We start from the raw sequence: 13,159 nt of genomic DNA on the forward strand, positions 1-13,159 counted from the left end.
CTTCCGCTTCCTGATCTTTCCGCGCCCATGCTTCCTTCCGTGGACGGCACGCGCCACCGCCACGCGCAGGATCGTCAAAACAGTTCGTCCCACCCCGCCGCCGCCATAATCGGGCGGGAGAGGGCGGGAGAAGGACGGGGGAACCGGGCGGCGGACGGAACGTGGAAGGGAGTCGGCCGTGCAGACGGGCGCACCGCAGGACACCGACGGATTGCACTGCCTGGTCACCGGGGCCACCGGGTACATCGGCGGTCGGCTGGTCCCCGAGCTGCTGGCGGCCGGCCACCGGGTACGGTGCCTGGCCCGCACGCCGGAGAAGCTGCGCGACCACCCGTGGGCGGACTCGGCGGAGGTGGTCAAGGGCGATGTCACCGACGCCGATTCGATCGCCGCGGCGATGGACGGCATCGATGTCGCCTACTACCTCGTGCACTCGCTCGGCACCGGAGCCGAGTTCGAGGAGAAGGACCGCCGCGCGGCGGAGACCTTCGCGGAACAGGCCCGTGCCGCGGGCGTGCGGCGCATCGTCTACCTGGGCGGCCTGACCCCGCGCGGCGTCCCGGAGGAGGAGCTCTCCCGGCACCTGCGCTCCCGCGCCCAGGTGGGGCACATCTTCCTCGACGCACCGGTGCCCGCCACGGTGCTGCGCGCCGCGGTGATCATCGGGTCCGGATCCGCGTCCTTCGAGATGCTGCGCTACCTGACCGAGCGGCTGCCGGTCATGGTCACACCGAGCTGGGTGCGCACCCGGATCCAGCCGATCGGCGTCCGGGACGTGCTGCGCTATCTGGTGGGTTCGGCCCGGATGCCGGCCGAGGTGAACCGTGCGTTCGACATCGGCGGCCCGGACGTCGTCACGTACCGCGAGATGATGCGCCGGTACGCCACCGTCGCCGGGCTGCGCCGCCGGCTGATCATGCCCGTACCGATGCTCACACCGCGGCTGTCCAGCCTGTGGGTGGGCGTCGTGACCCCCGTACCCGCCTCCCTCGCGCGGCCGCTCACCGAATCGTTGCGCCACGAGGTGGTCTGCCGCGAGCACGACATCGCCCAGTACGTGCCCGACCGCGCCGGGCAGCCGCTGCCGTCGCCCCTGCCGTTCGATGAATCGCTGGCACTCGCACTGCGGCGGGTGCGGGAGGCGGCTGTCGTCACGCGCTGGTCGTCGGCCTCGGTGCCCGGTGCGCCGAGCGATCCGCTGCCCACCGACCCGGACTGGGCGGGCGGCAGCCTGTACCAGGACGAACGGCAGCTCACGGTGGATGCTCCGCGCGAAGCCCTGTGGCGGGTGATCGAGGGCATCGGCGGTGACAACGGCTGGTACTCCTTTCCGCTCGCCTGGGCGGTGCGCGGCTGGCTGGACCGCTTCGTAGGCGGTGTCGGGCTGCGCCGCGGGCGCCGCGACGCCGAACGGCTGCGGATCGGTGACTCGCTCGACTTCTGGCGGGTGGAGGAGATCGAACCCGGTCATCTGCTGCGGCTCCGCGCCGAGATGCGCCTGCCGGGACTGGCGTGGCTGGAGATGTACGCCGAGCGCGACGAGGACGGCCGTACCCGCTACCGGCAGCGTGCCCTGTTCCACCCGCGCGGGCTGTCCGGGCACGCCTACTGGTGGAGTGTGGCCCCCTTCCACGCCGTTGTCTTCGGCGGGATGGCACGCAACATCACGCAGGCCGCCGCGAAGAGCATGAGCGCGCCCAAGAAAGGCCGCACGCACGAACGCCGGCCGGACCCGCCCCACTGACAAGCCCGATGATTCGAGTGCGGTGTCACGAATCCACCGAGCGGGCCCAGTGCTGCTGGGCCCGCAGGGTGATGTGGGGTTCGCCGGCGCGCGGTCAGGCGGGGAGCAGCTCCCTGCGGCGGTTGCGGCGGAGGGAGCGGAGGGAGCGGAGGGCGACGGCCAGGCCGGTCAGGGTGAGGAGCGCTCCGACGAGGGGGAGCGTGTGCAGGCCGCCCGGAGCGGTGTTGATGACCCGGCCGCCGAGCCAGCTGGCGAACGCGGCGGCGACCTGGAACGCGGAGGCGTTGACCGCAATGGCGAGGGTCGGTGCCGAGGTCGCCGTGGCGAGGCCCCGGGTCTGCATGCCCGGGATGATGGCGAAGGCCAGCGCCCCGACGAGAACTTTCTCGGCGGCTGGCTCTCCGACCGGGCCCAAATGCGTCCTCGACCGGCTGGAGCGGCAGGGGCTGCTGCGGCGTGAGCCGCACCCCTCGGACCGGCGCGCCACACAGATCGTCCGCACGCCGGAGGGCCTGCGCTACCGCGACGAGGTCCTGCAACGGCTCAGCGAGCACTCACCGTTGACGTCACTGGCCGACTCCCGGCAGGACGCATTGCGGGATCTGCTGCGTACGCTCGTCGCGGAGCATTGAGCCGCAGGCCCAGGGAGCGCTCAGCCGCGGTTCAGGACGAGCTCGTCCGGATGCCGCCGGCCACGTTCCGGGACGGCGCCTTCGGCCGCTACGGAGACCACCCCACGCACCGGTGGACCACCCACGGCAGCACCGCCGAGAACCGGACCACGTTCAGCACCGCCCAATGCTTCGGCTGCTTCGACCAGGGGGGCGAAGCGGCACGGCTCGGTGGCCGCGGTTGCTCGAAGAGCTGATGTCAGTGGGCCGCCCTACGCTTCGCGCGTTGCTGCTGAGACGTAGGGACAGGAGGCTCCCGTGACCGCCGAGGAAACAGCCATGACCGCCGAAGACGCGACCATGAAGCGCATCGAAGAGGCCATCGGGCTGCAGCACGCCGGTAATACCGACGCCGCCCGACAGCGGTTCACCGACATCTGGGCCGAGATCGCCTCGGGCGGTGATCCCTTCCACCGTTGTGTGCTCGCCCACTACATGGCCGACCTGCAAGAAGACCCGCGGGAGGAGCTGGAGTGGGATCTGCGGGCACTGGCGGCGGCAGGCTCGGTGACCGATGACCGGGCGAAGCAGCACCACGCGTCGTTGGCGATACGCGGATTCTATCCGTCGCTGCACCTGAACCTCGCCGCCGACCATCACAAGCTCGGGGACGACGACCGGGCGCGGGACCAGTTGTCCCAGGCCCAGCAGTACGTCGACGCTCTCCACGACGACGACTACGGACGGGGCATCCGGTCGGCGATACAACGCCTGGCCGCGCAGTTGGACGCAACGGCCGGCAAGGCGCAGGGGGACGTCTGAGCCGGTCCGGTGGTTGTCGTGCGAGGATTCGGGGACCGTTGGTGGTCGGGTGGAGGATGAGATGTTCGCGATTTCTCTGGGTGACGGGGCCGAGCTGCGGCCGTTGGAGCCGTGGCAGGCCGCGGAGTTCCTCGCACACATGGACCGCGGGCGCAACTACATCGGCCGGCACGTCGGGCTCCCCGACGCCGCGACCGACCTCGACTCCGCCCGGCGCTGGCTCCAGTCCTACGCCGACAAGGCCGCGGCCGACACCGGCCGGCTGTACGGCATCTGGCTCGACGGGCTCCTCGTCGGCGGTGTGCTCTTCCGGGTCTTCGATGCGGCCGAGGGCACTTGTGAGGCCGGTTGCTGGCTGGAGCCGGCCGCCGCCGGGCGCGGCCTGGTCACCCGTGCGGTGCGCGTCATCATCGACTGGGCGGTCCACGAACGAGGGATGCACCGCGTGGAGTGGCAGGTGTCCGCCGAGAACACACCGAGCATCAACGTGGCCAAGCGGCTCGGGATGACCCGCGACGGAGTGCTGCGCGAGAACCACCCCTACCGGGGCGCCCGGCAGGACACCGAGGTGTGGTCGGTGTTGGCGCCCGAGTGGTGTGCTGCGACAAACGGCCACTGAAGGGCACTTTTCTGCCGTCCTTGAGCGCGGCCACCGTGCCGTGTCGAGGGGCTCGATGCCCGTTCTCCCGGGCCGGCCCGTTGGTCGGCCGGCCCGGACAACACCGTGGTGGCGCGCTGCTGCCGTCCCTGTTCGCGGTGGGTTTTCAGGGGCGGCATGCGGGTGGTGCGGGGGTCGCTTCCGCGGCGAGGCCGTTGGCACCGCACACTTTCCCGCGCGCTTTGGTCGCCCGGTCTCCGGTTCACCGATTCGGGGCGGATGCGCACCGAGTGTGCCCACGCAGGTGCATTGATGCGTACTCTCTCGGGAACTCGACAACGTCACAGCGGCACACAACACCACGACAGCCCCGTAGGCTGCTCGCAGCACCATCGCGAAATAGCCATGGTGGCCGGAAACAGAAAGGCAGCATCATGACTTCCACCGTCAGCACGCCCGGCAGCATCGAGAACACAACGGCTCTGCTGGAGTCCGAACTCCCCGGCCTGGAGGCCCAGCAGCAGAAGCTGGAGAAGGAACTCGCCGCCGTCACCACACGGTTGGACTCGGTGCGTACCGCCCTGCAGGCGCTCCAGTCCCTCTCGGGCAACGGTGTCGCGCCGGCGTCCGCCACCGCCGCCGCGTCCGCTTCGGTGCCCGCCCCGGCGGCGGCCCCGAAGGCGGAGACCGCAGCGCCCGCCGAGTCGGCGAACGCAACGCCGGCCGGCACCACCGCGGAGAACACCGCAGCGGAGAAGGCGGCTTCCGCGCCGGCGACCGAGGAGAAGGCCACGGCCCCGGCCACCACCGTGCCCAAGGCCCGTAAGGCGCCCGCCGGCACCGGCCGCAAGAAGGCGGCGAAGGCTCCGGCCGCCGCGCAGGGCCGCAAGCGCAGCACGGCCGGCAAGACCGAGGCCGCCAAGGCCGGCACCACCGCGAAGGCCGCCAAGTCCACCAAGGCGGCCAAGTCCGTCAAGGACACGAAGGACGCCACCGCGGACGCCAAGGCGAAGGACGCCAAGGCCCAGGACACCACGGCGAAGGACGCCAAGGGCAAGGACGCTGTCGCCAAGCCCGCCGTCGCGGCGAAGAAGACGGCGGCGGCCGGTTCCGCCAAGGACAACGGCGGGCTGACCGAGCAGGTCGTCAGCGCCCTCGCCGAGAGCGGTGCCACTCCCGTGCGGGCCCGTGACATCGCCCAGGCCGTGGGCCGTGCCGACTCCCCGGCCGGTGTCAACGCCGTACGCAGCACCCTGGACCGGCTGGTCGCCACCTCCCGCGCCCAGCGCGCCGGTCGTGGCCTCTACCGGGCGACCGCCGGCTGAGTGCGGTCGCTCCCCCGCCCCGTCGCCTCAGGGCGAGCCGGGCCGGCCACTCGCAGGAAGGGCCGTGCCGGTCACTCGGCCTCGGGGCGGGAGGCCGCCCGTTGGCGGACGCCCGAGCGGACCGCCCAGAAGAACACCGCCGTGGCCAACACGGCGACGGCGAGCGAGTCGTACGGGGCGGGGAGCAGCCCGGAGCCTTCGAAGGTACCCAGCCCGGAAAGCACCGTGAGGGCGGCGAGGTAGGTCACCAGCCAGGCACCGGCACGCAGTTCTTCGGCGATCGGGCGGTGGCCGGGCCCGGCGTCGGCGCCCTCGCCCGCTCCCGACCGGCGCATGGCCAGGAAGATCAGCAGGCCGCCCAGTACGAGGGGCAGTGCCAGCCGCAGGTCCTGCCAGCCCGACCAGTAGACGAACTCACTGGCCACCACGAAGCTGAGCGGTGCGATCCACCGCAGCCCGCGGACCCAGCCGGCGGTGCGGCCGCCCGGTTCGGCGCGGAAGACGGACACGGCGACGGCGGATGCCGCGTAGATCAGCAGGTACATGTCGCCCATGACGCTGACGATGTCCTGCCAGCCGCCGAACGGCAGGAGGAACACCATGATGACGACGAGATTGATCACCAGGGCGCGGCGCGGGACGCCGAACCGCTCGTTGACCTTCATGAAGTACCGGGGGATCGTGCCGTTCTTGGCCAGTGCGTAGGTGTGCCGCGCGTTGAGCGCCACGCCTACGTACGCCGAGCCGCCGGGCGAGATCACCGCGTCCGCGTAAAGCAGGCTGGACAGCCAGTGCAGGTTGAGGACCAGGGCGAGCTGGCCGAACGGCGAGTCGAAGGAGACGCCCTGCCAGCCGTTGCCGAGCAGGTGCTCGGGGACGGTGAAGAGGAAGGCCACCTGGAGGGCCAGGTACATCAGGACGGCGAGGCCGATGCTGGTGAGTACGGCGGCCGGGATGGTGCGGCGGGGGTTGCGGGTCTCGCCGGAGAAGTCCAGTGGAGCCTGGAAGCCGTTGACGGAGTAGACGATGCCGCCGCCGGCCAGCGCGGTCAGGCACGCGACGTAGCCGTACGGCGCGAACCCGCCGTGGTCGGTGAGGCGGCCGGAGTGCCAGCCGGAGGCGACCAGTGCGAGGACGGTGACGATCGGTACGGCGATCTTGAAGATCGAGACGAGGTTGTTGAGCCGTGCGAAGAGCCGCACGGCGAACCAGTTCCCCGCCGTCAGCAGGGTGCTGAGCGCCGCGGCCAGGGCCAGCCCGGAGAGCGTGAGGGTGTGGCCGTTGTAGATGCCCGGGAGGTAGTGGGCGGCGTACTGCATGATCGCACTGATCTCGGCGGCGGTGGCACCGACGGACAGCAGGACGGACCAGCCGATGAGGGTGCCGACGAGGCGCCCGCTGGCGAACAGCGGCCAGCGGACGGTGCCGCCGCCCTCCGGCCGGGACGCGCCGAGCTCGATCATGACCAGTGCGACCAGGCCGCACAGCAGTCCGGCGCCCACCCAGGACAGCAGGGCCGCGGGGCCGGCCGTCTGGGCGGCGTACATCGCGGCGAACAGCCAGCCGGAGCCGACGATGTTGGAGAAGCCGATCCCGGTCAGGCCCCAGAACCCCAGGTCGCGACGCAAGCGACGCTCCTCGGCCTGGATCCCGATCGGTGCGACCGACACGGCTTCGCCGCCCCCGCCTGCTGCTGGCACCTGATGCCCCGTCACGACACTGGCCTCCTGGATTCGCACTGTTCGCTCGCCGGACCCTACTCGACGGACACCGAAGCGGAGGAATTCATTCCGACGCGTCCGCGCGGGGGAGGCACGTAGGCTCGGCTCATGCTCAGACTTGGCTTTCCGGTCATCGGCGTGGTGGACGTGGCCCGCGCCGTGGCGTTCTGGACGGCAGCACTGGACCTGGTCGAGACCGACGAGTGGCGGAGCGAGACCTGGCGGACGCTGAACCACGCCGACGGGTCCGGTCGCGCGCTGGCGCTGATGCGCAGCGAATCACCGGTCGAGCCCTACCCGCGTCTCCACCTCGACCTCTTCGTCGACACCACCGCCGAACAGGAAGCCGAGGTCGAACGGCTCATCGGGCTGGGGGCGAGCAAGGTGGACTGGGACCGGTACCCACCCGCCCCCGACTTCCTCGTCCTCGCCGACCCGGACGGCAACGCCTTCTGCGTCGTCGACCTGAGCAAGGCACCGAGCGGCAGTCACCTGCCGGAGGAGTAGCCGGCTCGGCCGAGTAGCCGGTGCCGGACGAGTGGCCTGTTTCGGACGAGTAGCCGGCTCGGCCGGCGAAGTGGGGGGTGAGCGCTTCTCGTACTCAGTGCGGCGAGACCGTGTGCCCGGCCGCGTGGTCCACGGCCGCCGCGGCGAGTGCGCGGACGGCGGGGTGCGGGCGGGTGCCGTCGCCGGCGAGCTCGGGCTGGAAGAGGGTGGCCAGGAAGAAGGGGTGGTCGGGGAGCTCCGCCATCCGCACCTCGCGCTGCCGGCCCGCCGGCCCACCGTCGGCAACGGCCGCCTCCGCACCGCTCCCCGCGCCGCCCTCGTCGACACCGCTGAAGCGCAGTCCGTGAGCGCGCAACACGTCGAGATGGGCCGGGTCGGGGCCGTACGAACAGCGGTACTGCTCGACCGTCCGCTCGGCGCCCAGCACGCGCTCCGCCAACGAGCCGGGCATCACCTCCACCGCGCCTTCGTGGCCGCGCAGGGAGCAGGCCAGCGGGACGATCAGCAGATCGTCGGTCGCCGATTGGTTCTCGGCGTGGCCGGCGCGGGTGAGCCCGCAGACGTTGCGCGCGTATTCCAACAGGGCGTGCTGGAAGCCACCGCAGGTACCCAGGAACGGGATGCCCTGCTCACGTGCGGTGCGCACCGCCGCTATCGCACCCGCTTCGCTGCGGTACGGGCTGCCCGGCACCAACCAGACGGCGTCGAAACCGTCGAGAGCGCCGGCGAGTTCCGCGTCCGGCGTCGGGATCCAGTACGCGTCCAGGACGAGCCCGTCGCGCCGGGCCAGCGCGTCGAGGAGGGCGGGGATACGGCCGTGGGCCAGAACGCCGGGCGAGCGATCGCCCACCAGCGCGATGCGGGCGACGCGGTCCACCGGTGCGGCCGGCTTCGGAGCAGAGGACGACGCCAGCGCAGGAGAAGGCGAAAGGGAAGGCGAGGAGGAACGGGAAGGTGAGGAGGAACGGGAAGAGGAAGGGGAAGGAGAAGGGGAGTTCATGGCCACATCCTGGTCCTCGCCGCCCGTTCAGCGCCAACGATGATTCGTGAGCGGTCCATCAGCAATACTGATGACCATGGACCCGCACCTTCTCCGTACCTTCGTGACCGTGGTCCGTTGTGGTTCCTTCTCCGAGGCGGCCCGCGAGCTGGGGTACACGCAGTCGGCGGTGTCCCAGCACATCGCCGCGCTGGAGGCCGACCTCGGCGCTGCCCTGTTGCGGCGGCGGCCGGTCGCCCCGACCGGTGTCGGTGAACGCCTGCTGGAGCATGCCGGGCCGTTGCTGTTGCGGCTGGACGCCGCCCGCGCGGACATCGCGCGGCTGACCACCGCGCCCGCCGCCCGCGTCGTCGTGGGCGTCGCACCGCTTGCCATGACACACCGGCTCGGCGCGGCGCTGGCTGCGTTGCGCCGTCAACAGCCGCTGGTGGAGGTGACGGTACGGGCCCTCGGCCGCGAGGCCGTCGCGCGGGACGTCGCGACCGGCGGCCTGGACCTCGGTCTGTTCGACGGTGCGACCGCTCCCCATGACCCGCTCCACCTCGCCGACACCGGCCCGCTCACGACGCGGGCGGTCACCGAACAGCCGTTGGCCGTCGCACTGCCCGCCACCCACCCGCTGGTCGGCCGGGCGGGCCTGCGCCTGTCCGACCTCGCCGACGCCCAGTGGATCGACGCACCCGACACCGCCGTTCCGCTCGCGCAGCTGCGGGCCGCGAGCGAAACGGACGGCTACCGCCCTGCGCTGCGTTACGACGGTACGGACGTACACGGGCTCCGCACCCTCGTCGCCGCCGGACACGGGCTCGCGCTGCTCCCCCGGCCGGCGGTCGGTGACGTGCCCGGTGCGGGTACCGCAGCCGCCGGGCTCGGGGTGGTTGCGGTGCCGCTCTCGGCGCCCCGCCTCGTGCACCGGATCGAGGTGGTGCACAGCAGCGCCGTCGCGGGCCCCGCCGCACTCCTCGCCACGGCACTGGCGGCCGACACCCGGAGCAAAGACCCGGCCGGCACCCCGAGCAGAGGCCCCGCCGAGCCCCCGACCGAGGACGCGGTCGAGGAACGGGGCGTGCGGGCCGGCTGACGGTCAGGCGACCGGGGCGGTGAAGCCGCCCGGCGGCGCCCCGTGGAGCGCCGTCACCGTGACACGCCCCAGGTGTCGTCCGGGCCGCATCGATCCGCCGGCCACCTCCAGGCCGTGCTCGGCCGGCCGCGCCGTCATCCCGTATCCGTGCGCGCTCACGCCTTGTCGGTCGGTGGCGGGAGGAAGTCGTCGACGAAGTCCTCGCCGGACAGTGCGGCGTCCACTCGGGAGCTGACGTACGCGCCGGTCATCGGGCACTCCAGCGCGCGGTCCGTCCGGCAGCCCAGCATGTGTTCCAGCACCGCGGCGGCCCGGGTGAGGCTGCGGATGCGGGCGAGCATGACCTCGCGTTGCGCGCTGATCATCGTGCGGCGGTCCGCGACGCTGTCGCTGTTGACGACGGCTGCGGTGTCGGCGACCGACATCAGGCCGTCGTCGCGCCACAGCTGCACGTAGGCGAGCTGTTCCAGGGCCGCACGGTCGTAGTACCGCACACGGCCGCGCCGCTCGGTGGAGCGGACCAGGCCGCACTCCTCGTAGTAGCGCAGCGCCGGCACCGACAGGCCGAAGGCCTTCGCCACCTCACTGATCGACCACAGTTCGGGCATCGCCGTTCGCCACCTCCGGGTTGCGCTCAAGTGCGCTTGAGCGTGAACACTACCGTTGCCGTCCCCCGGGACCCGCGTGCGTGCCGCACCGTCCGCCCGCACCGCATCGCCCGGCACCGTTTCCGCCGCTCAAGGGGCTGTCATGACCGTTTCCCCGTCCGCTTCCCCGTCCGCCGGTTCCACCACCTCCGCCGCCCCTACCGCCGCGCCGCCGGGTGGCGCACGCGCCTCCGGCGCACTGCTCGTCGTCGGGTTCGTGTTGCTCAGCCTCAACACGCGGGTCGCCTTCGGGCAGGTCGGCCCCCTCGCGCCGGTGGCGGGGTTCAGCAGTGGGACCGTCACACTGCTCGGCCTGCTGCCGCCGCTGTGCATGGGGCTCTTCGCGCCGCTGGGCGCGTTCGCGCGCCGGCATTACGGTGCGGAGCGCGGGCTGTTCGGGGCCAGTGCGGTCCTGGTCGTCGGCGCGGTGCTGCGCATGGCGGGCATGGCCGGGCTGGTCGCCGGTACGGTCCTGGTCTCCCTCGCCACCGCCGTGGTGAACGTCCTGGTGCCGGTGTGGGTGCACGCACGGTTCGCCCCGCGGCGCGTCGGCACGATGATGGGCGTCTACGCACTGTCGATGGGAATCGGCTCGGCGGTGGTCGCCGCCCTCGTCGTACCCGTCGCGCAGGCCGGCGGCGGCGCCTGGCAGCCGGCGATCGGCATCGCCGTGGTGCCCGCGCTGCTCGCCCTGGTCGGCATCGCCCCGCAGGCGGTCCGGCGGCGCACCGTGCCGGCCCCCGCCACCGCGACCTCCGGCGCCGTTCGGCGGCGGCCGGTGGCCCGTACCGCGCTCGGCTGGAGCCTGACGGCGTTCTTCGGGCTGCAGACGCTGATGTTCTACACCACGCTCGCCTGGCTGCCGTCCGTGCTGGTGGCGGCGGGCACGAGCCGGACGGCGGCGGGGACGTACCAGGCCGTCTTCATCCTCGGCATCGCGGCGGGCGGGTTCGCGGCCCCGGCGCTGGCCGGCCGGCGCACGGACCAGCGGCCGCACATCGCGGCGGCCATCGCCGTGCCGCTGTTCGGCTTCGCCGGGCTGCTGCTGGCCCCGGCCGCCGCGCCCGGCCTGTGGGCGGCCGTCCTCGGTGTCGGGCTGGGCGCGGCGCAGTCGCTCGCGGGGGTGCTGTACGTCCGCCGGGGCACCGATCCCCAGCACGTCACCGCGCTGTCGGCGATGGCGCAGACCTGCGGGTACCTCGTGGCGGCCACCGGACCGGCGCTCGCCGCCTGGCTGCACGCCACCACGGGCTCCTGGCAGGCGCTGCTCACGTCCTTCCTCGGCCTGTTGGCGGTGAACGCCGTCCTCAGCATGCGCGCCGGGCACGATCCCCGGTGAGCGGGCCCCGGAGCGGCCGCGGCCGGGTCACCGTCCGGCCCGTGACCCGCTGTGCACCGACCCGCCGCGCACCGACCCTCTGTGCACCGATCCGCTGTGCACCGTCCCGACGGGCTCGACCGCCCCGCCGCCCCGCTCGCTCCGAAGCGCCGACCACTTCAACCGCTTCGACCGCCCCGATCGCCCCGACCGCCCGTCAGCGGTAGCCGTAGGACGCCCAGTTGTCGAGGACGTGCTGTTGCATCTCCGCAGGGAACGAGGTGCGGAAGGAGGCGGTGGTGCCGCGCGAGGCGCCGCGGAACTGCTCCGGCTGAAGGCAGCTGATGACCGCCTTGCCGCCGCGCCCGGAGGCGACTTCGTCGGGGGTGAGGTAGGGCACCATCGGGATGCCGGGGGCGTCGGGGAAGCAGTACTCGTTCTCGCCGGGGCGGTAGCGGGTGGCCATCGCCCACACCACCTGGTCGATGTCGGTGATGTCGATGTCGTCGGCGACCAGGATCACCTTGGGGACCAGCCAGCCCGCATGGGAGCCGAACAGCACCTCGGCCACCCGCTCCACCAGTTCGCGTTCGCCGATGTCCAGCCGGGCCAGCCGCTCGATGTCGACGGAGAGGACGATCCAGCAGGTGGCGGCCTCGTACGAGCACCAGGCCAGGTCGATGGGGAGGCCGGCCGAGCGGAGCACGTCCAGGGCCGCCGCGGAGATCATCGTGCCCCAGACGGTGTGGTTCTCCTCCGGGGGCAGGCCGGCCGCGCAGACGGGCAGGACCGGGTCGTGGCGGTGGGTGACCGCCTCGACGTGGAAGACCGGCTGCGGCTTGCTGCGGCCGAAGGAGTAGCCGTGGTACTCCCCCATCGGCCCCTCGGGCGCCGTTTCGTCGTGGCTGATCCAGCCCTCCAGGACGATCTCGGCGTTGGCGGGGACGTACAGGTCGTGGGTCTCGGCCTTGACGACCTCCACCGGGCTGCCGGTCAGCGCGCCGACGTAACCGTCCTCGTCGACGTGGGCCGCGAGCGGCATGCCGGCGGCGGCGAGCGCGGCGGGTGGCGCGCCGAGGACCATGGCCCACGGCGTGGGCTGCCCCTTCTCCCGCCACATGTCGTGGATCATGCCGATGTGCTGCTGCGGCATTGCCGGACCGACGAGTGTGGTGCGGCCGTTGAGCATGGTGCGGGCGACCGACCAACTCGTCCAGGCCCCGTCCGGGCTGCGTACGACGTGGAAGCCGTAGGTGCCGAAGTACCGGCCGCCGTCCTCCTGGTGCAGCAGCGGTACGGGGAACGCCGTCAGGTCGACGGCGTCGCCGGTACGGATGTTCTCCTTGCACGGGCCGTCCTCGACGACGACCGGCGGCACCGGGTCCGCGTGCATCGCCCGGATCAGCTTCTCCAGGATGTCGCGGGGTGTGCTGTCACGCGCCAGCCCGAAGTGTGCGGCGAGCCGGCCGTACGCCCCCTTGCCGGTGCCGTCGGCGGTGCTCGGGCCGGCCGGTGCGCCGAGGATGCGGAAACCGGGTGCGGCGCCGGTGAGGCGGTTGAACAGCGGGGCGGGGGCCTTGGTCTCGTAGACCCGCCGGGTCACCGCGCCCACCTCCAGCTCCGGATCGACCGGCTGGTCGATGGGTACGGCGTCGCCGGCCGCGAGCAGTTCGTCGAGGAAGTCGCGGAAGTTCAGCGCCGGGCCGTGTTGTGTCATGGACGGTGCCTTTCACGTAGGTGAGCGCGTGCGGCTCCGACGCTAGGTACGGAAAATGCACTGGTCGG

General features: G+C 72.4%; 14 protein-coding genes. 8 read left to right on the forward strand and 6 right to left on the reverse strand.

Annotated elements, in window-relative coordinates:
• Positions 1-178: 178 nt before the first annotated feature.
• A complete protein-coding gene (locus IF20_RS08125; RefSeq protein WP_052864311.1) occupies positions 179-1,744 on the forward strand; it encodes an SDR family oxidoreductase in 1,566 nt (521 codons plus the stop codon).
• A 94-nt stretch (positions 1,745-1,838) separates the two neighbouring features.
• Here IF20_RS08125 and IF20_RS08130 read toward each other — a convergent pair whose 3' ends face one another.
• Positions 1,839-2,087, reverse strand: a complete 249-nt coding sequence (locus IF20_RS08130) for a hypothetical protein (protein ID WP_052864312.1) — start codon at positions 2,085-2,087, stop codon at positions 1,839-1,841.
• Between IF20_RS08130 and IF20_RS08135 the strand changes: the two genes are divergently transcribed.
• The 4 genes from IF20_RS08135 to IF20_RS08155 all read left to right on the forward strand — a co-directional run bounded on the left by IF20_RS08135 (position 2,086) and on the right by IF20_RS08155 (position 5,100).
• Positions 2,086-2,376: a MarR family winged helix-turn-helix transcriptional regulator gene (locus IF20_RS08135; protein WP_052864313.1), complete on the forward strand. Its 291-nt coding sequence runs from the start codon at positions 2,086-2,088 to the stop codon at positions 2,374-2,376. The two genes, IF20_RS08130 and IF20_RS08135, sit on opposite strands and share 2 nt — an antisense overlap.
• 318 nt (positions 2,377-2,694) lie before the next feature.
• Positions 2,695-3,177, forward strand: coding sequence for a hypothetical protein (locus tag IF20_RS08145; protein ID WP_052864315.1), 483 nt, complete (start codon positions 2,695-2,697; stop codon positions 3,175-3,177).
• 61 nt (positions 3,178-3,238) lie between these two features.
• Complete coding sequence (locus tag IF20_RS08150; RefSeq protein WP_052864316.1) at positions 3,239-3,796, forward strand: GNAT family N-acetyltransferase; 558 nt, start codon at positions 3,239-3,241, stop codon at positions 3,794-3,796.
• A 413-nt stretch (positions 3,797-4,209) separates the two neighbouring features.
• Complete coding sequence (locus IF20_RS08155) at positions 4,210-5,100, forward strand: hypothetical protein (RefSeq protein ID WP_052864317.1); 891 nt, start codon at positions 4,210-4,212, stop codon at positions 5,098-5,100.
• A gap of 71 nt (positions 5,101-5,171) precedes the next feature.
• Here the strand turns inward: IF20_RS08155 and IF20_RS08160 are convergent, their stop codons facing one another.
• A complete protein-coding gene (locus IF20_RS08160) occupies positions 5,172-6,728 on the reverse strand; it encodes an APC family permease (RefSeq protein ID WP_234426568.1) in 1,557 nt (518 codons plus the stop codon).
• Between the two features lie 201 nt (positions 6,729-6,929).
• On the opposite strand from IF20_RS08160, the gene IF20_RS08165 reads away from it, so the two are divergent.
• Positions 6,930-7,328 carry a VOC family protein gene (locus IF20_RS08165; protein WP_052864319.1) on the forward strand — a complete coding sequence of 133 codons (399 nt, stop codon included), beginning with the start codon at positions 6,930-6,932 and terminating at the stop codon, positions 7,326-7,328.
• A gap of 94 nt (positions 7,329-7,422) precedes the next feature.
• Here the strand turns inward: IF20_RS08165 and IF20_RS08170 are convergent, their stop codons facing one another.
• The gene (locus IF20_RS08170) at positions 7,423-8,205 is read right to left on the reverse strand and encodes a glutamine amidotransferase-related protein (RefSeq protein ID WP_234426569.1); all 783 of its coding nucleotides are present in this window, start codon (positions 8,203-8,205) and stop codon (positions 7,423-7,425) included.
• 199 nt (positions 8,206-8,404) lie between these two features.
• On the opposite strand from IF20_RS08170, the gene IF20_RS08175 reads away from it, so the two are divergent.
• A complete protein-coding gene (locus tag IF20_RS08175) occupies positions 8,405-9,409 on the forward strand; it encodes a LysR family transcriptional regulator (protein WP_110943992.1) in 1,005 nt (334 codons plus the stop codon).
• A gap of 3 nt (positions 9,410-9,412) precedes the next feature.
• Here the strand turns inward: IF20_RS08175 and IF20_RS39020 are convergent, their stop codons facing one another.
• Positions 9,413-9,568 (reverse strand): hypothetical protein, encoded by a 156-nt coding sequence (locus IF20_RS39020; protein ID WP_199896525.1) that lies wholly within the window; start codon positions 9,566-9,568, stop codon positions 9,413-9,415.
• Positions 9,565-10,017: a MerR family transcriptional regulator gene (locus tag IF20_RS08180; RefSeq protein ID WP_052864320.1), complete on the reverse strand. Its 453-nt coding sequence runs from the start codon at positions 10,015-10,017 to the stop codon at positions 9,565-9,567. Before IF20_RS08180 ends, IF20_RS39020 begins: the two co-directional genes overlap by 4 nt.
• A gap of 142 nt (positions 10,018-10,159) precedes the next feature.
• Between IF20_RS08180 and IF20_RS08185 the strand changes: the two genes are divergently transcribed.
• Positions 10,160-11,395, forward strand: coding sequence for an MFS transporter (locus tag IF20_RS08185; protein WP_052864321.1), 1,236 nt, complete (start codon positions 10,160-10,162; stop codon positions 11,393-11,395).
• A gap of 196 nt (positions 11,396-11,591) precedes the next feature.
• Here the strand turns inward: IF20_RS08185 and IF20_RS08190 are convergent, their stop codons facing one another.
• A complete protein-coding gene (locus IF20_RS08190; protein WP_052864322.1) occupies positions 11,592-13,091 on the reverse strand; it encodes a UbiD family decarboxylase in 1,500 nt (499 codons plus the stop codon).
• Positions 13,092-13,159 lie beyond the last annotated feature (68 nt).

The organism is Streptomyces niger (genome assembly GCF_000718305.1).
Lineage (GTDB): Bacteria > Actinomycetota > Actinomycetes > Streptomycetales > Streptomycetaceae > Streptomyces > Streptomyces niger.

What these genes read in the sequence shown, in the direction of transcription:
- IF20_RS08135 (WP_052864313.1), top strand. Translation starts at nt 2,086, where the DNA reads ATGCCCGGGATGATGGCGAAGGCCAGCGCCCCGACGAGAACTTTCTCG.
- IF20_RS08130 (WP_052864312.1), bottom strand. Translation starts at nt 2,087, where the DNA reads ATGCAGACCCGGGGCCTCGCCACGGCGACCTCGGCACCGACCCTCGCC.
- IF20_RS08145 (WP_052864315.1), top strand. Translation starts at nt 2,695, where the DNA reads ATGACCGCCGAAGACGCGACCATGAAGCGCATCGAAGAGGCCATCGGG.
- IF20_RS08150 (WP_052864316.1), top strand. Translation starts at nt 3,239, where the DNA reads ATGTTCGCGATTTCTCTGGGTGACGGGGCCGAGCTGCGGCCGTTGGAG.
- IF20_RS08155 (WP_052864317.1), top strand. Translation starts at nt 4,210, where the DNA reads ATGACTTCCACCGTCAGCACGCCCGGCAGCATCGAGAACACAACGGCT.
- IF20_RS08165 (WP_052864319.1), top strand. Translation starts at nt 6,930, where the DNA reads ATGCTCAGACTTGGCTTTCCGGTCATCGGCGTGGTGGACGTGGCCCGC.
- IF20_RS08175 (WP_110943992.1), top strand. Translation starts at nt 8,405, where the DNA reads ATGGACCCGCACCTTCTCCGTACCTTCGTGACCGTGGTCCGTTGTGGT.
- IF20_RS08180 (WP_052864320.1), bottom strand. Translation starts at nt 10,017, where the DNA reads ATGCCCGAACTGTGGTCGATCAGTGAGGTGGCGAAGGCCTTCGGCCTG.
- IF20_RS08185 (WP_052864321.1), top strand. Translation starts at nt 10,160, where the DNA reads ATGACCGTTTCCCCGTCCGCTTCCCCGTCCGCCGGTTCCACCACCTCC.
- IF20_RS08190 (WP_052864322.1), bottom strand. Translation starts at nt 13,091, where the DNA reads ATGACACAACACGGCCCGGCGCTGAACTTCCGCGACTTCCTCGACGAA.